We start from the raw sequence: 21,050 nt of genomic DNA, 5'->3' as shown, positions 1-21,050 counted from the left end.
CTCCTAGGCTTTCAGGGTGCGGGTGGGGATGTCGTCAGGCCGGCGATCGGTCGGCCGCCGGCGGTGATGAGCGTGTCCGGGCCTTTGCCGCTGCGCATCGCGGGCGACGCCAGCGCCGCGCGCTTCTCGCGCTTCAGCCGGACCTGGATCTGATGCGGGCAGCGATGGTCGTCGAAGTACAATTCCTGGCAGTGCATGCAGTAGATGCATTCGTTGACGTTGATGTGGCCCTCCGGATGGATCGCCTGCACCGGGCATTCGTTGGCGCAGCGCTGGCAGGGCGATCCGCATTCCGGCCAGCGCCGCAGCCACTCGAACATCCGGATCCGGCCGGGGATCGCCAGCGCAGCGCCGAGCGGACAGAGATAGCGGCAGAAGAAGCGTTCGACGAACAGTCCTACGGCCAGCAAGGTGAGCGCGTACACCACGAACGGCCACTCGCGTGCGAATTTCAGCACGATCGAGGTCTTGAACGGTTCGACTTCGGCGATTTGCTCGGCGAGGGCGGTGGAGTACAGCGACAGCCCGAACAGCACGAGGAAGATGATGTATTTGATCGGCCACAGCCGTTCGTGCAGCCCCCACGGCAGCCGATATTGCGGGACTTTGAACGCCTGGGCGATGTTGTTGAGCAGCTCCTGCAGCGCGCCGAACGGGCACAGCCAGCCGCAGAGCGGACCGCGGCCCCAGAACAGCAGGCCGGCGGCGGTGGATGCCCATAGCAGGAAGATCAGCGGCGCCGACAGGAAGTACTCCCAACTGAAGCCGGAGATCAGCGAGTTGGCGAAGGTCAGCACGTTGACGACGGAGAGCTGTGCGTTGGCGTACCAGCCGAGCCAGACCAGGATGAAGGTGAGGTAGGCCCGGCGCACCCAGGTGTAGAGCCTGGGGCGCCGCACCAGCGCGTTCTGGAAGAAGAAGATCACGACCAGCGTGCCGAGCGCGGCGATGGTGATGCCGATCTTGACCAGGTCGCCCTGCCAGATCCGCATCCACAGCGGCTGCTCGCCGTTATCCATCGCGTCGGGCGAACTCGTGGCTGCCGGATTGGAGGAGGGCGCCTTGGCGGGAGCGGGAGCCTTGGCGGGAGCGGCATCGGTGACGGTCGGCGCCTGCTGCTCCCGTTTGGTGAGCACCTCCGGCAGCGTGTAGCCGAGATCGAAGGTCAGAACCGCCTTGTCGCGCACGTTGATGACACGCTGCACCAGAAGTTGCAGTGACCAGGGCGCCGTGGGGTCGAAGCTGAAATCGTTCGGAACGACGAACAAAGCAATCTCCGGAAATTCCGGCGCGCCTTCCGCAGCCAGACTTCCCAGCCGGGTGTGATCGCGGTCGCGGAACCGCATACTGTTGCCGTCCTGGATCAGCTCGATGCGGTCGAAGATGCCGCCGCGGACATAGCCGGAGCCTTTGAACGAGTATTTCCCGGCGCCGGCGACCACAAGCGCCTGCTGCCCGGGCTTCAGCCGTGCGGCGAGGCGGTTGTAGCCATCGTCGCCGAGCAGGCTGCGGCCGATCGTCGGCACCGCGACGTCGGCGGCGTACATGTCGACGAACGGCTCGTCGGGATCGCCTTCCTCGGGATGCGCCGCGGCCGCCGTATTGCCGGACTTTTCGAACGCCTGATTGACCTCGCCGACGGTGACCAGCAGCCGCCGCACCGCGCCGTCGGCGAGCAATCCCTGCCAGTCGCGAACCTCGCTTTTGTCGAGATCGATCGTCCTCGTCACCGGCGGCACCGCGGCGGCCGCGACGACAGCGCCGCCGCCGATGCGGCCGCTGCGGATCAGTTTGGTGGCGGAGCGCACGATGCTGTCGCCCATCACCAGCACGGTGACGGTCGCGCCGCTGACGATATCGACCTGCGGCGCCGGCGCCGTGCCGCGCGCCACGCGCGCCATGTCGGCGCCGATCAGCTTGTTGACCACGTCGAGGATGCGCTGCACCGGAATCCCGACCAGCACGATCGGTTCCTTGTGTTCGACCAGCTTGATTCCCTTGATGACGCCGGCCGGATCGATGCCGGTCAGAATCTGGATCGGCTTTCCGGAATAGCCGGTGGCGTTGGCGAAATCGGAGGAGAGATAGGCGAAACCGAGCAGCCGGTCGTCCTGATACACCGGCGCGATCGCGGGCGTGCCTTGCAGCGGTCCAAATCTGTCGGCGCCCGGCAGCAGCTCGCCCGGCTGAGCCTTGCCGATGAAATCGGCGAGAGACGCGGCGTGCACAGCACTGCCGCCGCACACGATCAGCAGCGTCGCGAGCAACACGGATAGGAAGGCGGATATGGCTTGTAATTCCCGCAAGATAGTTCCATCGTTTTCGATCGGTGGAGTGCGGGAAATTGCGCGATGCCGTTTCAGTGTCGAGACACATCGTTCCCGTAGTTCACCGACGGCATTGTCGAGCGCGCTGAAGTTCTGTTCTCCGCTGCAGCCTAAGTCAACCTCCGTAGGAGCCCTCATATGGCCAGAGCTTCGCTTCTCACCGCGGTTCCAACGGCGGCGATCACCGAACCGTTCGCGCTCTATGCGGTCGCGCTCGATCTCGCCGAGCGCGCTCATCGGCACTACGGCGCGCTCGCCGCTCGGGTCGACGAAAACTTCCGGCCGGTGCGCTGCGTGTTCGAGGTGCTGACGGCGCGCGAACGCGAGCGCGTCGGATCGCTGATCGCGGCTTGTGAGCAGGACTGCGGTCGCGTGCCGACGCCGCGCGATCGGCCCTGGGTGGCGCCGGACCTCGTGCCGGAAAGCGAGCTCTCGGACATCGAACAGTCCAGCCTGTCCACGCCCTACACAGCCTGGGCGATTGCGGTGCAACACCGGCAGCGCGCCTTCGTGTTCTGGACCTACGTGATCGCGGTGGCGATGGACGCCGAGGTCCGATCCGTGGCCGAAGGATTTGCGCGCGAAGCGCTGGCCGACGGCAATCTGCTGCGGCGCGAGCGGCGAGCGGCCTGGCGGGCGATCCGCGGCCCGCGTCAGCCGGACGGGGAATTCGCGACTCGGCCACCGTCGGCTGCGTTGCTCGAGAGCCTGCTGCTCAAGGACATCGCCGCATGGGCGCAGCATTTGACGGCCCGGGAGCGCGAGTTCCTGGCGACGCTTGCGCCATCGCCGCTTCCGCCATCCGGCCAGCCGCACGAGGCGATCGTGGAGGCGTCGCCTCTCGATCAGATCAGCAGCCGTGCCTTGCATCGGGCAGAACAATTGTCGGACCTCTACCTCGACGACGCCGATCGCGCGATCGATCAGTCGAGCCTCGAATTGGCGCAGAAGCTGGCGGCGCAATCGATCGCGCGTCTGGCCGGCCTGCGCCGGGTCGCCGCCGCATCGACGGCCATCGACCGCAGCTGATCGCTGCGGCGTCCCGCCGGACGGCGCTGCATCACCATCTCTGACGAGATCTGATGAGCTCAGCGTGCAACGCACGCGCAGCTATAGGGCCGCGCCATCCGGCGTTGTTGTGCCAGCGCAACTTCGCGGCAAACTCCCGCAGACCGTTGAAGAATCCGCTGGCGACGGCCGTTGCGATGCCCGGACGATGACGTCGCGATGCTGCACGGCTCGATCTCGGACGCACACGTAGACTGGCGCGCCGGCTTCGCGATCGATGCCGGCGGCGGGCGGAGTCGTCGATCCCTGCGACGAGCGGCGCGCAGGCGCCGGCGGCAGCTTATGCCTGGCGGCGCTCCGTCGCGGCGCCGTCGCCGTCGGCCGGAGACGGAGTGACGCGTCGTCGCTTCACCGGCGCCGACGGATCGAAGGCGCGGATCGGTGGAATGGGACCCGCGTATTTCTCACATTCGACGACGGTCACCTGACCGGTGCAGCCTTGCGCCAGCCGCGACGTGCCGATGTCGCGCGTCAGCACGTTCGGATTGCCGTGGACGCAAAGCGGGCGGTCGCCGCCGTCCGGCAGCGGGTCGTACCACGCGCCGGTCGGCAGGTGGATCACGCCGGCCGCGGCGGCGTCCGAGATCGCTGCGGCCGCCAGGCAGGCACCGCGATCGTTGAAGATGCGGACGATGTCGCCGGCGACGATGCCGCGCGATTGCGCATCGGCGGGGTTGAGCCGCACCACCTCACGGCCGGCGATCTTGCTCGACTGGCTGTAGCGACCGAAGTCGAGCTGGCTGTGCAGGCGCGTCGCCGGCTGATTGGCGATCAGCGTCAACGAATGCCGCGGGGTCGGCTGATCGGTCGCCGGCAACCAAGTCGGGTGGCCGGGACAATCCGCGTAGTCGAAGGACGCGATCGTCGACGAGAAGATCTCGATCAGGCCGCTCGGCGTCGGCAATTTGTGCGCATCGGGGTCGTCGCGGAACGCGCGCAAAAGTCCGCCGTCGTCCGGCTCCGACGGCAGCGCCAGTTCGCCACGACGCCAGAATTCGTCGAAGGCCGGCGCGTCCCAGCCCTTGGCTTCGAGCGCGGCGCGCGTGGTCTCGTAGAGATGCTCGAGCCATTGCCGGCTGTCGCGGCCCTCGGTGTAAGCCTGTTCGACGCCGAGGCGCCGTGCCAACGCGGCGAAGATCTCGAAATCGTCCCGCGCTTCGCCGACCGGAGGCGCGACCTTGCGCATCGCGATCAGCCGCGGATCGGTCGCCGCGGCGCCGATGTCGTCGCGCTCGAGTGTCATCGTCGCCGGCAGCACGATGTCGGCAAAGCGTGCGCTCGCCGTCCACGCGGTCTCGTGCACCACGATGGTCTGCGGCACGTTGAAGGCACGGCGCAGCCGGTTGATGTCCTGGTGATGGTGAAACGGATTGCCGCCGGCCCAGTACACCAGCTTGATGTCCGGATAGCGGAGCGTGCGGCCGTTGTACTCGAACGGCTGGCCGGGATGGAGCAGCATGTCGCTGATCCGCGCCACCGGAATGAATTCTTCGACGCCGTTGCGCCCTTGCGGCATGGTGGGAATCGGCACGGCATTGACCTGCCGGCCGGTGTGGCCGAGCGCGCCGAGCGCGTAGTTGTAGCCGCCGCCCGGCAGGCCGATCTGCCCGAGCATCGCGGCGAGGACCGCGCCCATCCAGACCGGCTGCTCGCCGTATTGCGCGCGTTGCAGGGAATGCGACACCGTCACCAGCGTGCGGCCCCGGGCCGCCTGGCGTGCGAGCGCGACGATCTCCGCTGCGGCCATGCCGGTGATACCCGACGCCCAGCCGGCGTGCTTCGGCTGACCGTCGTCGAGGCCTTGCAGATAGCGCTCGAAGATCTCGTAGCCAGTGCAGTAGCGCGCGAGGAAGTCGCGGTCGTGCAGATTCTCCGCGACCAGGCTGTGCGCGAGGCCGAGCATCAATGCCACATCGGTGCCGACCCGGATCGGAAGCCAAGTCGCCGATGCCTGTTCGGGCAGATCGTCGCGCAGCGGGCTGATGCAGTAGAATCGGGTGCCGCGCTGTGCGGCCTTCTGCATCGCATCGCGTTCGACATGCCGGCTGATGCCACCGCTCGCCACCATCGAATTTTTCAGCGCCATGCCGCCGAATGCAAGCACCGTGTCGGTATGCTCGCTGACCTGCTCCCAGGTGACGTTGCGGCGCGACAGCGCTTCGAACGACCCCAGCACATGCGGCAGGATCACCGCGGACGCGCCGGCGCTGTAGCTGTTGACCGAGCGGACGTAACCGCCGAACGCAACATTCAGAAACCGGTGGATCTGGCTCTGCGCGTGATGAAAGCGGCCGGCGCTGGCCCAGCCATAGGAGCCGCCGAAGATCGCGGCGGCGCCGTAGCCGGCGTGAACGCGCGACAGTTCGGCGGCGAGAAGGTCGAGCGCTTCGTCCCACGGCAACTCGACGAACGCGCCGTCGAATGTGCGTTCGGCGCCGGTTTTGTCCAGCCAGCTTTGCCGAACCATCGGCCGTTCGATCCGGGCCTTGTGTCGCAACGCGTCGGTGAAATTTTCCAGGATGGGCGAGGGCGCCGGGTCGCCCGCATCCGGTTCGACCTCGAGGGCTCGTCCGTCCCAGCGCGCGGAGAAGGCGCCCCAATGCGAACTGTGCGTGCTCCAGCCGTCGTTCATGTCGTTGGTCTCCGTCATTCGTGCCCGGCGGTTCTGTCGGACGAAACCGCGCCGACGCCGCCTTGTTTGTAATCGTTCAAAATCGAGGGGATGTCGTGCCGTCGCGCCGGACAGTGCGGCAGGGGTGAACGCCGGTATTTGTGACGGTTGCGTCGACATGCGACAAGAGGGAAGAGTTCGCTCGCCGCTCAAATTTCGCCCGACCCGCGAAACCTGCGAGAGCGCGGAGAAGACAAGGAGATAATGTGCAAGCGTGCCGTTACACCGACCCGTTGATGGAGCGTTCATGACGCGCCGTCGTCTGCCGTCGTTGATTGCCCTGCGTGCCTTCGAGAGCGTCGGCCGGACCGGAAGCGTCCGTGCCGCGGGCGACGAACTCGCCGTCAGCCATACCGTGGTGTCGCGTCATTTGCAGAACCTGCAGAAGTTCCTCGGAGTCGCGCTGGTGCGCGGAGAGGGCCGCGGAGTCATCCTGACGGAAGCCGGTTTGAGTTTTCACCAGCAGATTTCTCAGGCATTCGACATCATCGCGCGTGCCACCATGAACGCCCGCCCGTCGTCGCTGCCGACCTTGAACATCTGGTGCATTCCCGGAATTGCCAATCGCCTGTTGCTGTCGAGACTGCCTGAACTGACCGGCCCACCGCGCAACTGGGAAGTGAATTTGCAGCCGACCTTGACGCATCCGGACTTGGTGCGGGCGGAGGCCGACGCCGAGATCGTCTATGCCGACGTGATCGATTCCCGCGGCTCGCTGATGGCGGAGATCCTGGTCCGGCCGCGCGTGTTTCCGGTCGCCAGCCCCGCTTATCTCGCGCGTTATCCGGCGATCGGCAGCCTCGACGATCTGTCGAAGATCGCATTGATCCACGAGGAGTCCACCGAGCAATGGACGCGCTGGTTCGAACTCGCGGGCCTCGACGATCTGCCGCCGCTGCGCGGTCAACGGCTGTGGCACGCCCATCTGGCGATCGAAGCGGCGCGACTCGGGCAGGGGGTCGCGCTGGGTAACGAAGTCCTGGTCGAAGAGGATCTGCGCTCAGGCGCATTGGTGGAGGTGCTCAATTCGTCGGTCTATATGGAGACTTATCAGCTACTGGCGCTGAAGGAGCGCTGGGACGATCCGGAGATCGTCGCGTTGCGCAATTGGCTGAGACGCGTTCTGGCCGGGCACTAGGCGACGCAGCGATCGGCGCTTCACTGGCTGCGTGTTGAGCAGATCGCCCAATAAACGGACATCATCTGCTCGCGATCGTGCAGCTCCGATCGATTGGTGCATGCAAGTCACCAGAGCGAACGTACAAGCTGATTGATTGCCGTCACGGGCGCTCTAGCTTCGCTATCAGTTCGGGAGAGAGCTGATGACGAATAGTGAGTTGCTGGCACGCAGACACGAGGCCGTGGTGCGAGGCGTCAGCCAGGCCACGCCGATCTTTGCAGAGCGTGCGCTGAACAGCGAAATTTGGGACGTCGAAGGCAAGCGTTACATCGACTTCGCCGGCGGCATCGCCGTGTTAAACACCGGCCACTGCCATCCGCGTGTGGTCGAAGCGGTCCGAGGCCAATTGGATCGGTTCACGCACACCTGCTTCCAGGTTCTTCCCTACGAGTCGTATATTCGGCTCGCCGAGCGGCTGAACGCCCTGGCGCCGATCAACGGTCCGCTGAAATCGATCCTGCTCAGCACCGGGGCGGAGGCCACCGAGAACGCCGTCAAGATCGCGCGTGCCGCGACCGGCCGCAGCGGCGTGATCGCGTTCACCGGCGGCTTCCACGGCCGCACCGCATTTGCATCCGCAATGACCGGCAAGGTCATCCCCTACAAGAAGGCCCTCGGCCCGCCGCTGCCCGGCGTGTGGCATGCGCCGTTTCCCGCCGCCGGCGGTGACGTCACGGTGGAAGACGCGCTGCGCTGCGTGTCCTTCATCTTCAAGGCCGATATCGACGCCTCGCAAGTGGCGGCGATCATCATCGAGCCCGTGCAGGGCGAGGGCGGATTCCATCAGGCGCCACCCGAACTGATGCGCGGCCTGCGCAGGATCTGCGACGAGAGCGGAATCGTGCTGATTGCCGACGAGGTGCAGACCGGTTTCGGTCGCACCGGCAAGATGTTCGCGATGGAGCACTACGACGTGCAGGCCGACATCGTCTGCGTGGCGAAGAGCCTGGCGGGCGGCATGCCGCTGTCGGGCGTGATCGGGCGCGCGGCGATCATGGATGCCGCCGAGCCGGGCGGCCTCGGCGGCACCTATGCGGGTAATCCGCTGGCGTGCGCCGCCGCGCTCGCTGTGCTCGACGTGTTCGAAGACGAGAATCTGATTGCGCGGGCGAACCAGATCGGCGAGCGGCTGCGCAATGCGATCGATCGATTCGCACTGTCGAACACGCTGGTGCCGACCTCGGCCGCGCGCGGGCCCGGCGCGATGGTCGCGTTCGACATTCTGAAACAGCGTGGCAGCAGCGAGCCGGACGCCGAGACGACCAAGCGAGTGACGCGTCTCGCATACGAGAACGGTCTGATCCTGCTGTCGTGCGGCACCGCCGCCAACACCATTCGCATTCTGGTGCCGCTGACCGCCTCCGACGCGATCGTCGACGAGGGGCTGGCGATCCTGGAGCGTTGCCTCGCTGCGTAGCACATGGCGCATCCGCGCCGAGACGGGACTAATCGAGATGCTGATGCCGAGTGATCCTGGCCTGTTGGCCGAGCGCTGCCTGATTGGCGGCAAATGGTGTGGTGAGCCGGTCGATGCTGTGTTCAACCCGGCGACGGGCGAGCGCATCGGCGCGGTGCCGCACTTCGGTGCGGACGAGGCCGACGAGGCGGTTCGCGCCGCCGGGCTTGCATTCCGGCAGTGGTCGAAGCTGCTGGCGAAACAGCGCGCGGCGATGCTGCGCGGCTGGTTCGATCAGATCATCGCCCATCGCGACGATCTCGCACGGCTGCTGACGTCGGAGCAGGGCAAGCCGCTCGCCGAGGCACTGGGTGAAATCGACTATGCGGCATCGTTCGTCGAGTTCTATGCCGAAGAGGCGCGCCGCATTTACGGCGAGACGATTCCGGCGCACCGCGCCGATTCCAGAACCATGGTGATCCGTCAGCCGGTCGGCGTCGTCGCGGCGATCACGCCGTGGAATTTTCCGGCCGCGATGATCACTCGCAAAGTGGCGCCGGCGCTCGCCGCCGGCTGCACGGTGGTGATCAAGCCGGCGCCGGAAACGCCGCTGACGGCGCTTGCACTGGGCGTGCTGGCGCAGCGCGCAGGGTTTCCGGCAGGCGTGCTCAACATCATCACCGGCGACGCGCCTGCGATCGGCAAGGCGTGGACCGAGCATCCGACGGTGCGGGCGATCAGCTTCACCGGCTCCACCGAGGTCGGCAAGATCCTGATGCGGCAGGCCGCGTCGACCGTGAAGAAGGTCGGGCTCGAGCTCGGCGGCAATGCGCCGTTCATCGTGTTCGACGATGCAGATCTCGACGCCGCGGTCGACGGCGTGATCGCCTCGAAGTTTCGCAACATGGGGCAGACCTGCGTCTGTGCCAACCGGATCTACGCGCAGAACGGGATCTACGACGCCTTCGTCGAGAAGCTCGCCGCCAAGGTTGCCACGTTGCGGGTCGGCAACGGACTCGACGACGGCGTCACTCAGGGGCCGCTGATCACCAAGGAGGCGGTGGCCAAGGTCGAGCATCATCTCGCCGACGCCGTCGCCAAGGGGGCCAAGATCGTGCTCGGCGGCAAGCGTCATGCGCTCGGACAAACTTTCTTCGAGCCGACCGTCGTCACCGGCGTCACCGCCGACATGGTCGTCACGCGCGAGGAGACCTTCGGTCCGGTCGCTCCGGTGTATCGCTTCCGCGGCGAAGCCGACGTGATCGCGCAGGCCAACGACTCGCCGTTCGGACTGGCGGCGTATTTTTACGCCCGCGACCTCGGCCGGGTGTTCAGGGTCGCCGAAGCGCTGGAGTCCGGGATGGTCGGCGTCAATTCGGCGCTGCTCGGAGCCGACGTGGTGCCGTTCGGCGGCGTCAAGGAATCCGGCCTCGGCCGCGAAGGCTCGCGCCACGGCATCGAGGAATATGTCGAGACCAAATACATCCTGCTCGGCGGTCTCGATCGCTGACGCTGTCATCTGCATTGCGACGACTATCAGATCCAGGGGAGACCGAGGCGTGACGACTGAGACATTGACGAAATCGGATGCGATCACCGAGAGCCTGCGGGCCGCCGTCGATCGCAATTTCGACGACCAGGTCGCGTTTCTCCAGCGCATGGTGCAGTTCCGCAGCTTGCGCGGCGAGGAGGCGCCGCAGCAGGCATGGCTGGCGCAGCAATTCGCCGCGCGTGGCTACAAGGTCGATACGTTCAGTCTCGCCGACGTCGATATCGCCAGCCATCCCAAGGCGGCGCCGATGGATACGATTGATCCGGCCGGCTCGATGCAGGTCGTCGCCACCGCCGAGAGCGATGGCAAGGGCCGCAGCCTGATCCTGCAGGGCCATATCGACGTGGTGCCGGAAGGCCCGGTCGATCTATGGAGCGATCCACCGTTCGAGGCCACAGTTCGCGACGGCTGGATGATCGGCCGCGGCGCGCAGGACATGAAGGGCGGCGTGTCGGCGATGATCTTCGCGCTGGATGCGATCCGAGCCGCCGGCTACGCGCCCGACGCGCGCGTGCATGTGCAGACGGTGACCGAAGAGGAAAGCACCGGCAACGGCGCGCTCTCGACGCTGATGCGCGGCTATCGGGCCGATGCCTGCCTGATCCCCGAGCCGACCGGCCACACGCTGACGCGCGCTCAGGTCGGTGCGATCTGGTTCCGGCTGCGGGTGCGCGGCACGCCGGTTCACGTCGCCTATTCGGAGACCGGCACCAGCGCCATTCTGTCGGCGATGCATCTGGTGCGCGCGTTCGAGGACTACACCAAGACGCTGAATGCGGCGGCGGTGCGCGATCCGTGGTTCGGGCAGATCAAGAACCCGATCAAGTTCAATGTCGGCATCATCAAGGGTGGCGACTGGGCGAGTTCGACCGCCGCATGGTGCGAAGTCGATTGCCGCCTCGGTCTGCTCACCGGCGATACGCCGGAAGAGGCGATGCGCGGCATCGAGAAATGCCTCGCCGATGCGCAGGCGGCCGACGCCTTCCTGTCGGAAAATCCAGCCGAACTGATCTGGAGCGGCTTCAAGGCCGATCCAGCGGTGTGCGAGCCGGGCGGCGTGGCGGAATCCGTGCTCGCTTCTGCGCATAAAACGGCCTTCAATGCGCCGCTCGACGCCCGGCTGTCTACGGCCGTCAACGACACCCGTTACTACTCGGTCGACTACGGCATTCCGGCGCTGTGCTACGGACCCTACGGCCAGGGGCCGCACGCGTTCGACGAGCGCATCGATCTCGAAAGCCTGCGCAAGACGACGCTGAGCATCGCGCTGTTCGTCGCGGAATGGTGTGGGCTGAGGAAGCTGTGATGGCAGTCGCGGCACCGGCGGCGTCCGCCATGCAATCGATGACGGGAGCAGACCGGCTTTGCGATGCGCTACTGGCGCACGAGGTCGATGTCTGCTTCGCCAATCCTGGCACGTCGGAGATGCATTTCGTGGCGGCGCTCGATCGCCAGCCGCGGATGCGGTGCATCCTGGGTCTGTTCGAGGGCGTCGTCACCGGCGCTGCGGACGGTTACGCCCGGATGCGCGACCGGCCGGCCGCGACGCTGCTGCATCTCGGCCCGGGCCTCGCCAACGGCCTAGCCAACATCCACAACGCCCGCCGCGCGCATTCGCCGATGATCAACGTCGTCGGCGATCACGCGGTCGAGCATCTGCCGCTGGACTCGCCGCTGACCAGCGACATCGACTCGCTGGCGCGCCCGATGTCGCGCTGGGTCAAACGGATCGGCGATCCGACGCGGATCGATCTCGACGTGGCGGAGGCCTGGTCGCAGAGCATGGCGCCCGGGATTTCCACCCTGATCCTGCCGGCGGACATGGCCTGGAACGAGCATGTCTATCGCGCGCCGCCGGCGCGGGGCAGGCGGCTGCCGCAAGCGCCGCTTCAGCAGGAGACGGTGGCGCGGATCGGCGCCGCGATCCGCACCAAGCGGCGTGTCGTGCTGCTGCTGACCGGCGCCGCCTTGCGTGAGCAGGCACTGTCGATTGCGGACGGCATCCGCCGCAGCGCCGGTGTCGAGATCTACGCGCAGGGCGCCAACGGCCGGATCGAACGTGGCCGCGGCCGCGCGCCGATCGCGAAGCTGGCGATGACCCACGAGATCGGCGGCCGGATGCTGCAGGACGTCGACATGGTGGTGCTGATCGGCGCCAAGGAGCCGGTGTCGTTCTTCGCCTATCCGAACAGGCCGGGAAGGCTGGCGCCGGCGAATTGCGAGATCGTCCGGCTGGCGGGGCCGGATCAGGATTTGGTACAGGCGCTCGAATGGCTGGCCGACGAGGTCGATGCCCCGCGCGCGCCGGTCGCGGTCGCGCCGCGCGCCGCTGCGGCGCCGGTCGCCAGCGGGGCGTTGACCGTCGATATGGTGAACCGCCTCGTCGCCGCGCGGCTGCCCGAGCAAGCGATCGTCTGCGACGAGGCACTGACCTCGTCGGGCTTCTTCGACCTGTCTTACGACGCCCCGCCGCACGACTATCTGCAGATCACCGGTGGCGCGATCGGGATCGGCATTCCGATGGCCGCGGGCGCCGCGGTCGCGTGTCCCGACCGCAAGGTGATCAACCTGCAGGCCGACGGCAGCGGCATGTACACGGTGCAGGGTCTGTGGACCCACGCGCGCGAGAATCTCGACGTTCTCACCATCGTATTTTCGAACCGCTCCTACGCCACGCTGTGGGGCGAGATGAGCAAGGTCGGTGCGCAGACGCCGGGACGCAATGCGCAGCGCATGCTGCAGCTCGATCAGCCCGAGCTCGACTGGACCAAGCTGGCTGCGGGGCTCGGCGTCGAATCCCGCCGAGTCACGACGGCGTCGGAGTTCTCGCGCGCGTTCGATGCCGCGCTCGGCCGGCGTGGTCCTGCCGTGATCGAGGCAATGGTGTGATGAGGAGGTCGGTGTCGATGCCATCTTCGACGCCGCCGGCGAACGATCTGGTTCTATTCAACTCAATGCGGGGGATCTCATGAACAGACGCGAATTCACCAAGCTCGGCCTGCTGGCCGGCGCGGCCGGCATCGGCGGCATTCCGCTCGGCATCACCCGGGCGGTGGGGCAAACCCGCGGCGGCACGCTCAACACCATCATTCAGCCGGAGCCGCCGATCCTGGTCACCGCGCTCAACCAGCAGCAGCCGACGCTGACGCTCGGCGGCAAGATCTACGAAAGCCTGCTGCGCTACGATTTCGATCTCAAGCCGCTGCCCGGCCTGGCGCAGTCCTGGGAAGTGTCGCCCGACAAGCTGACCTATACATTCAAGCTGCATCCCAACATCACCTTCCACGACGGCGCGCCGCTGACGTCCGAAGACGTGGTGTTCTCGATCATGAAGGTGCTGATCGAGAACCACGCCCGCGCGCGCAACACGTTCTCGCGCGTCGAGAAGGCCGAGGCGCCGGATCCGCTGACCGTGGTGTTCAAACTGAAGGCGCCGTTCGCGCCGTTCCTCACCGCGTTCGACTGCACCACGGCCCCGATCGTGCCGAAGCATATTTACGAAGGCACGGACTATCGCAAGAACCCGGCCAATGCGAAGGCGATCGGCTCGGGTCCGTTCAAGCTGAAGGAATGGGTGCGCGGTTCGCACGTCCATCTGGTCAAGCACGAAGGCTATTATCGCCCGGGCGAGCCGGTTCTCGACGAGATTATCTATCGGGTCATCCCGGACTCGGCGTCGCGCTCGGTGGCGCTGGAGCAGGGGACCGTGCAGCTCACGCAATGGACCGACGTCGAACTGTTCGAGGTGCCGCGGCTGTCCAAGCTGCCGCATCTGACGATGACCACCAAGGGCTACGAATTCTTCGCCCCCCATACGTGGCTCGAGTTCAACACCCGGATCGCGCCGATGAACGACAAGCGGTTCCGGCAGGCGGTGATGTATGCGATCGACCGCAAGGCGTTGCTGGCCCGCATCTATTTCGGTCTCGGCAAGGTCGCGACCGGCCCGGTGTCGTCGAAGACCAAATTCTACGAGAAGAACGTCAAGGCCTACGACTTCTCGCCCGAGAAGGCGAAGGCTCTGCTCGACGAGATGGGGCTGAAGCCGGGTGCCGACGGCAAGCGCGTGACGATTCCCTATCTCGTGCCGCCCTACGGTGAAACGCATCAACGGACCTCCGAATTCATTCGCCAGTCGCTCGCCCGCGTCGGCATCGACCTGCAACTCCAGGGGATCGATGTCGCCGGATGGGCCGAGAAGTTCAGCAACTGGGACTTCTCGATGACGGCGACCACGGTCTATCAGTTCGGCGATCCGGCGCTCGGCGTGTCACGGAGTTATGTCTCCTCCAACATCCGCAAGGGCATTCTGTTCTCCAACACCTGCGGCTACTCCAATCCGGAGGTCGACCGGCTGTTCGAGGAGGCCGCGGTCGCGACCTCGGACGACAAGCGCCAGGAGTTCTACAGCGAGGTTCAGAAGATCATGGTCGAGGACGTGCCGGTCGCCTGGCTGCTCGAGATCGACTATCCGAACTTCATGGACAAACGTCTGAAGAACGTGGTGACGACGGCGATCGGCGTGCACGACACGTTCGGGACGGTTTCGTTCGGATGAGAGCGCTGGCGCTGTCCATCACCGGCAACCGAGGCGTGGCGATCGCGATCGCGATCGTCCAGTGGGTGGCGCGGTTCGTCGCGGTGGTGCTGGTCATCGCCACCTTCAACTTCGTGCTGGTGCATGCGGCGCCCGGCGATCCCGCGCAGGTGATGGCCGGGCAGAGCGGGGCGGCCGATGAGGAGATGTTGACCCGGCTCCGTGCCGAGTACGGCCTCGACAAGCCGTATCCCGTGCAACTCGCGATCTACCTGAAGCGGATCGTGACGCTGGATCTCGGCTACTCCTATCGGCAGCAGCGCTCCGTGCTGTCGCTGATCGCCGAACGCCTGCCGGCGACGCTGCTGTTGACCTGCTGTGCGTTTCTGCTGTCGCTGTCGGCCGGCGTCTCGCTCGGCACGTTGGCCGGGGTGCGGGCTGGTAAATGGTCGGACACCGCGCTGACCATCGTGTCGCTGTTCCTCTACGCCATGCCGGTGTTCTGGCTCGGGTTGATGCTGGTGCTGCTGTTCTCTGTGCAGCTCGATTGGCTGCCGGCGTTCGGCTACGTCACCATCGGCGTGCAGATGACGCCGTTCGAACGGGCCCGCGACATCGCCGCGCATCTGGTGCTGCCGGTGGTGTCGCTCGGTGCGGTGCATCTGGCGATCTACGCGCGGCTGATGCGCTCGGCGGTGATCGATGTGGCGCATCAGGACTTCATCAAGACCGCGCGCGCCAAGGGGTTGAGGCGCGGCCAGATCATCGTCCACCACATGCTGCGCAACGCCGTGCTGCCGGTGGTCACCGTCGCCGGCATGCAGGCTGGAACGCTGGTCGGCGGCGCGGTGGTGATCGAGACGGTGTTCGCCTGGCCCGGTCTCGGCCGGCTGACCTTCGATGCGGTGCTGCAGCGCGACTATCCGCTGATGCTCGGCATCTTCCTGGTGATGTCGGTGATCGTCATCGGGCTCAATCTGCTGACCGACGCGATCTACCGGATCGTCGATCCGCGCGTGTCGTTGCGTGCTGCATCCTGAGCGGAGGTTGAGATGGATCGGCTGAAGACCTTCCTGAGTCACCCGACCGGCCTGATCGGCCTGGTGATCCTGATCGGCGTCATCGTGCTCGCGGTCTTGGCGCCCGTGATCTTTCCCGAAGACCCTTGGGAGATGGTCGCGGCGCCGTTCCAGCCGCCGGCCAGCGAGGGGCTGCCGCTCGGCTCCGACATGCTCGGCCGGAACGTCGCCGCGGGGATCGCCTACGGCGCCCGGGTATCGCTGACGATCGGCGTCGCCTCGACGCTGGCGGCGCTGTGCATCGGGGTGGTGATCGGGGCGATCGCCGGCTATTTCGGCGGCCGGGTCGACGAGCTGATGATGCGTATCACCGAACTGTTCCAGACCATTCCGGGCTTCATCCTCGCCATCCTGCTGGTGGCCACGATCGGCCCGACGCTGACCAACGTGATCATCTCGATCGGTGCGGTGAGCTGGCCGCCGCTGGCGCGGCTGACGCGGGCGGAGTTCATGCGCCTGCGCGGCCGCGAGTTCGTCCAGGCGGCGGTGTGTCAGGGCCAGGCGCCTCTGGTGGTGGCGCTCCGGCACATCCTACCCAATGCGATCTCGCCGATCATCGTCACCGGCTCGCTGACGATCGCGACCGCGATCCTGATCGAGAGTGCGCTCAGCTTCATGGGGCTCGGCGATCCCAATCTGATGTCGTGGGGGCTGATGATCGGCGCGTCGCGCACCGTGATCCGTCAGGCGTGGTGGATGAGCATGTTTCCCGGCATCGCGATCCTGCTGACCGTGCTGGCGATCAATCTGGTCGGCGAGGGGCTGAACGACACCCTGAACCCGCGCATCTCGCGAAAGGCGCGCAACGCATGAACGACGATATTCTGCTGTCCGTCGAAAACTTGTCGGTGGCACTGCCGAGGGGCGGCGATCGCAGTCACGCTGTCGCGGAGGTGTCGCTCAGCGTACGGCGCAACGAGATCGTCTGCCTGGTCGGAGAATCCGGCTCGGGCAAGTCGATCACCGCGCATGCTGTCCTCGGGCTCCTGCCGCCGAATCTGGCAATCGGCACCGGCACGATCCGGTTTCGCGGCGACGACCTCGCGCATGCGGGGGAAGACACGATGCGCGGCCTGCGCGGTGGCCCGATCTCGATGATCTTTCAGGAGCCGCTGAGCGCGCTCAACCCGCTGGCGCGGGTCGGCGATCAGATATCGGAGGCGATCCTGGTCCACGCCGCACCGCGCCCCACCCGCGCCGATCTCGATGCGCGGGTGCTGGATCTGGTCACGGCGGTGGGCCTGCCCGACCCGGCGACGCTGGTTCGCAGCTATCCGTTTCAGCTCTCCGGCGGCCAGCGGCAGCGGGTGATGATCGCGATGGCGATGGCCAACAACCCGGCGCTGCTGCTCGCCGACGAGCCGACGACCGCGCTCGACGTCACCACGCAGCAGCAGATCCTGGCGCTGATCCGGAAGCTGCAGACCGAACGCGGCATGGGCGTGTTGTTCATCACCCATGATTTCGGCGTGGTTGCCGATATCGCGGACCGCGTCGTGGTGATGCGGAACGGCCGGGTGGTCGAGCAGGGCAGTGTCGACGAGGTGCTGCGACGGCCGAAGGACGACTACACCAAGGCGCTGATCGCTGCGGTGCCGGGTTCGCGGCCGACGTCGGAGATCGACCGCGGAATTCACGGCGAGCCGTTGCTCGATGCGCGCGGTCTAAACAAGACGTTCGTCACCGGGCAGGGCCTGTTTCGGCCGAACCGGACCGTGGCGGCGCTCCGCGACGTCGCGCTCAGCCTGCGCCCGCGCGAGACCGTCGCGGTGGTCGGCGAGTCCGGCTCTGGCAAATCGACCCTCGGCCGCATCATCATGCGCCTGATCGAACCGGATGCCGGCGCCATCGAATTCGCCGGCGTGAACTTCCTCGATCTCCACGGCAGCCAGCTGCGGGCCATGCGCCGGAAAGTGCAGATCGTGTTCCAGGATCCGTTCGCGGCCCTCGATCCGCGGCAGAAAGTCGGCGACGCGATCGCGCGCGGGCCGATGGCCTACGGCGTGCCGCCGGCGGAGGCGATCGCCGATGCCAAGCGTCTGCTGGCCCGTGTCGGCCTCGAAGCCGGCGCGGCTGGGCGCTATCCGCACGAGTTCTCCGGCGGCCAACGTCAGCGCATCTGTATCGCGCGTGCGCTGGCGCTGAAGCCGATGGTGCTGGTCGCCGACGAGGCGGTCTCGGCGCTCGACGTCTCGGTGCAGGCGCAGATTCTCGACCTGTTGGCGGAACTGCGCGAGGAGATGAATTTGGCGATGCTGTTCATCACCCACGATCTGCGCGTTGCCGCGGAAATCGCCGATCGCATCGTGGTGATGCGTCGCGGTGAAATCGTCGAACAGGGGGATACCCGTTCGGTGTTCACCGCGCCGCAGCACACCTACACGCGCGCCTTGCTGGACGCCATCCCGGGCCGCAGCCTGTTTGCCGGCCCGCATGCGCCGGTGGCGCAGGGCGCGATGATCGCATGACCTGAGGCGCCATTCGCGAGCCCGACCACGCGGCGCATCGCAGCAGACGTCTTTGCCGCCGGTCGGACGAACCATCACCGGCCGAAGCGGGCTCCAGCGGACGGATCGTCTCGGCCATCTCGGTCGGAAAGCCGGGCGCGACAGGTGCTCGCCGGCGTGATCCCGACTGCGATGGTCGGGCCTGACAGGGACTTCGCTCGCGTGCGGAATTGATCGCCTGCTGCTAGGTCGATCTCATGGCACCGAACAGCTGTCACACTTTTCCCCTATCGCTGTCGAGTTGTGACAGATCGCCATCGCAGGTCTGATCTGCTCGCGTGCGCGATGAAGCCCTGGCTGACGAGGTGAACAGCGGGCAGCTGCTGTGGTTGTCATGCTTCTGGGCACTGAATCAGAACTGCCGATATTTCCTTGGCCGCGTCAGGCGTCGTGGCTGTGGGCTGCAGTCCTATCGGCGGCATTCGCGATGGCTGGCGCGGTTGCGGCAGAAAAAGCGGGGGAACGGGAAAACGCCGGTTCTTTCTCGTTCGACATCGCCCCGCAGCCTCTGGAGGCGGCGCTCGATGTCTTCAGCTCGACCAGCAATGTGCAGGTTCTATATGAGACGTCGCTGACGTCGGGGCGTCGTTCAGCGAAAGTCCAAGGTGTCTTCACGCCCGAGGCTGCGTTGCAGGCGATGCTTGCCGGATCCGGCTTGACCGCGTGGCATACCACCCAGGACTCATTTTCGCTGGTTCCGCGTCAGGACGTAGCCTCGTTGGGCGACAACGTTCCAGCTCGTTCCCCGCCGGAGATCGCCAGATACGGGCGTTTCTTGGGAGTCGTGCAGGCGGGCCTCCTCGACACGCTCTGCCGAAACGCGCAGACCCGTCCGGGGCAGTACAAGGTTGCCCTCAGATTCACGGTCGGATCTTCCGGTGAGGTTTTGTTGACCTCTTTGGTGAATTCGTCCGGCGACCGCGATCGGGATGCGCAGATCATCGCCGCGGTGGGGCGGCTGACGGTGAGCGAAGCGCCGCCTTCGCAACTACCACAACCTATTACCATGGTGATCGCGCCGCGCCCCCCCGATGTGACCGGCGATTGTGCTTCGGCTGATCGAATGCGGGCCAATCAATAAATGGCAGCGGACATACCAACCGATATACCTGCGGCAGCCGCATGATCGAGTCGGCCTGGGTGACGCTGCGTCGACGCCTCGTCGAGAGCTATGACGAGCTTCGGATCCTATTGACGCGGCGCCTCGGCTCCGAGGACCTCGCGCGCGAGACCTTGCACGAGACATGGCTTCGCCTCGACCGGGTTGACGATGTTTCGGTGTTGCGTAACCCGGACGCCTATCTCGCGCGCGTGGCGCTTAATCTGGCAACCGATCGGCAACGCTTGGAAACCCGCCGGGCGCGCAAGTCCGACGTCAATGCCATCCTCGACGATATCGTCGAGGACGCGCCCGGCCAGGCGGAGAGACTGGAATCACGTCGCGATCTGGCGATCTTCGAAGAGGCGATCGGGGAACTGTCCGAGCGTCGTCGAGACATTTTGATTGCAGCGCGGCTCGATCAGGAGCCGCATCAGAAGATCGCCGACCGGCTCGGCATTTCGAAGCGGATGGTCCAGATCGAGCTGAAATATGCGCTGCAATATTGCAAAAGCCGTCTGGAGCGAAAATAGCGCCATGATGTTTCGCTTCGGGCTTGCGGAAATCGTCATAACGGGTAGGGCAGGCGGCGATCGCGACCTGACGCGGGAGGGCGACGCATTCGCATGACCGAGTCGGACGATCAGAACATGGCAGCCGATACGCGGGAGGATCAAGCCTTCGAGCGGCTGACGCGTTTGACCTCCGGCGAGGTCACCACGGGCGAATTGCAGGCCTTGGCGCTTTGGCGCGCGCAGAGTCCGGAGAACGAGGCGGCTTTCGTGGAAGCCGGCAAGCTGTGGCATTCCGTCAAGCCGGCCGTCGAGAGAGTTGCGCGCCAACGCCGCGGCATGGCCGCGCCGACGTCCGGAATGCCCATGCGGATGGGGCGTCGAGCCATGCTCGGCGGCGCGCTGGCCGCGAGTGCGGCCTATCTGGTCGTGCGGCCACCGCTCGGCCTGTGGTCGTCGCTGTCCGAACTGACATCCGACTATAGGACAGTGACTGGCCAGCAGCGGCGGGTCACGACCGAGGGGGGAGCTACGATCGAGCTCAACACCCGAACAAGCGTCGACATACGGCTGGCCGGCGACACCGAGCGGATCGAGCTGATAGCCGGCGAAGCTGCGATCACGACGGCGGTGCGTGCGGCTCGATCGATCGTGGCGCTGGCGGGCGACGGACAGGCAACCGCGACGGATGCGATGTTCAATATGCGCCGCGATGGGCCTTCAGTCTGCATCACATGCGTGAGTGGGACAGTCCTGGTCGAGCAGCGCGGAGTGCCTGTTACGTTGCGGCAAAAGCAGCAGGTGTCCTACACGGATGCGGGCTTGGGTCCGTTGGTCGAGATCGATCCGGCCGGCGTGACGGCCTGGCAGCAAGGCATCCTCGCCTTTCATGACGAACCGCTCGGCCGGGTCGTCGATGAAGTCAATCGCTACTGGCCCGGCAAGATCATCGTGGCGAACGCCAGCCTCGCGAAACGTCCGGTCACGGCGCGCTTCAAGCTCGACCGGCTGGAGGATGCCATCACCCAGATTCAGCTGGTGTTTCACGCCAGTGTCACAAGGCTGCCGGGAGGTGTCGTGATCTTGAGCTCTTGAACGGCGCGAGGCCTCCGATCGAAAGCG

The 21,050-nt window shown here is 66.1% G+C and carries 15 protein-coding genes; 13 read left to right on the top strand and 2 right to left on the bottom strand.

Features of this window, described 5'->3' with window-relative positions:
* Positions 1–11: 11 nt before the first annotated feature.
* Positions 12–2,270, bottom strand: a complete 2,259-nt coding sequence (locus RPB_RS15835) for a NosR/NirI family protein (RefSeq protein WP_011442021.1) — start codon at positions 2,268–2,270, stop codon at positions 12–14.
* A 195-nt stretch (positions 2,271–2,465) separates the two neighbouring features.
* Here RPB_RS15835 and RPB_RS15830 point away from each other — a divergent pair, with 195 nt between their 5' ends.
* A complete protein-coding gene (locus tag RPB_RS15830) occupies positions 2,466–3,356 on the top strand; it encodes a ferritin-like domain-containing protein (RefSeq protein WP_011442020.1) in 891 nt (296 codons plus the stop codon).
* Positions 3,357–3,675: 319 nt separating this feature from the next.
* Here the strand turns inward: RPB_RS15830 and RPB_RS15825 are convergent, their stop codons facing one another.
* Positions 3,676–6,045, bottom strand: a complete 2,370-nt coding sequence (locus RPB_RS15825) for a molybdopterin guanine dinucleotide-containing S/N-oxide reductase (RefSeq protein WP_011442019.1) — start codon at positions 6,043–6,045, stop codon at positions 3,676–3,678.
* A 268-nt stretch (positions 6,046–6,313) separates the two neighbouring features.
* On the opposite strand from RPB_RS15825, the gene RPB_RS15820 reads away from it, so the two are divergent.
* From RPB_RS15820 to RPB_RS15765, 12 genes are all read left to right on the top strand, one after another.
* The gene (locus tag RPB_RS15820) at positions 6,314–7,204 is read left to right on the top strand and encodes a LysR substrate-binding domain-containing protein (protein WP_011442018.1); all 891 of its coding nucleotides are present in this window, start codon (positions 6,314–6,316) and stop codon (positions 7,202–7,204) included.
* 184 nt (positions 7,205–7,388) lie between these two features.
* On the top strand, positions 7,389–8,663 hold the full coding sequence (gabT, locus tag RPB_RS15815; protein WP_011442017.1) for a 4-aminobutyrate--2-oxoglutarate transaminase: 1,275 nt from the start codon (positions 7,389–7,391) through the stop codon (positions 8,661–8,663).
* 37 nt (positions 8,664–8,700) lie between these two features.
* Positions 8,701–10,152 (top strand): NAD-dependent succinate-semialdehyde dehydrogenase, encoded by a 1,452-nt coding sequence (locus tag RPB_RS15810; protein WP_011442016.1) that lies wholly within the window; start codon positions 8,701–8,703, stop codon positions 10,150–10,152.
* A 49-nt stretch (positions 10,153–10,201) separates the two neighbouring features.
* Entirely contained in the window at positions 10,202–11,500 is a 1,299-nt protein-coding gene (locus tag RPB_RS15805; RefSeq protein ID WP_011442015.1) for an ArgE/DapE family deacylase, read from the top strand.
* Positions 11,500–13,083: an acetolactate synthase large subunit gene (locus RPB_RS15800; protein ID WP_011442014.1), complete on the top strand. Its 1,584-nt coding sequence runs from the start codon at positions 11,500–11,502 to the stop codon at positions 13,081–13,083. The genes RPB_RS15805 and RPB_RS15800 overlap by 1 nt, the downstream gene beginning before the upstream one ends.
* Positions 13,084–13,162: 79 nt before the next feature.
* On the top strand, positions 13,163–14,752 hold the full coding sequence (locus RPB_RS15795; protein WP_011442013.1) for an ABC transporter substrate-binding protein: 1,590 nt from the start codon (positions 13,163–13,165) through the stop codon (positions 14,750–14,752).
* Complete coding sequence (locus tag RPB_RS15790) at positions 14,749–15,771, top strand: ABC transporter permease (RefSeq protein WP_011442012.1); 1,023 nt, start codon at positions 14,749–14,751, stop codon at positions 15,769–15,771. Before RPB_RS15795 ends, RPB_RS15790 begins: the two co-directional genes overlap by 4 nt.
* A gap of 12 nt (positions 15,772–15,783) precedes the next feature.
* Positions 15,784–16,623: an ABC transporter permease gene (locus RPB_RS15785; RefSeq protein WP_011442011.1), complete on the top strand. Its 840-nt coding sequence runs from the start codon at positions 15,784–15,786 to the stop codon at positions 16,621–16,623.
* Positions 16,620–18,278, top strand: coding sequence for an ABC transporter ATP-binding protein (locus RPB_RS15780; protein WP_011442010.1), 1,659 nt, complete (start codon positions 16,620–16,622; stop codon positions 18,276–18,278). Before RPB_RS15785 ends, RPB_RS15780 begins: the two co-directional genes overlap by 4 nt.
* Positions 18,279–18,651: 373 nt before the next feature.
* The gene (locus RPB_RS15775; protein ID WP_245258241.1) at positions 18,652–19,398 is read left to right on the top strand and encodes a secretin and TonB N-terminal domain-containing protein; all 747 of its coding nucleotides are present in this window, start codon (positions 18,652–18,654) and stop codon (positions 19,396–19,398) included.
* Positions 19,399–19,439: 41 nt separating this feature from the next.
* Positions 19,440–19,949, top strand: a complete 510-nt coding sequence (locus RPB_RS15770) for an RNA polymerase sigma factor (RefSeq protein ID WP_011442008.1) — start codon at positions 19,440–19,442, stop codon at positions 19,947–19,949.
* A 93-nt stretch (positions 19,950–20,042) separates the two neighbouring features.
* Positions 20,043–21,023 carry a FecR family protein gene (locus RPB_RS15765; protein ID WP_011442007.1) on the top strand — a complete coding sequence of 327 codons (981 nt, stop codon included), beginning with the start codon at positions 20,043–20,045 and terminating at the stop codon, positions 21,021–21,023.
* Positions 21,024–21,050: the final 27 nt, after the last annotated feature.

The organism is Rhodopseudomonas palustris HaA2 (assembly GCF_000013365.1).
Taxonomy (GTDB): Bacteria; Pseudomonadota; Alphaproteobacteria; order Rhizobiales; family Xanthobacteraceae; genus Rhodopseudomonas; species Rhodopseudomonas palustris_J.
Note: the sequence above shows the minus strand (reverse complement) of the source record. Positions and strands in the feature narration are given on the sequence as shown.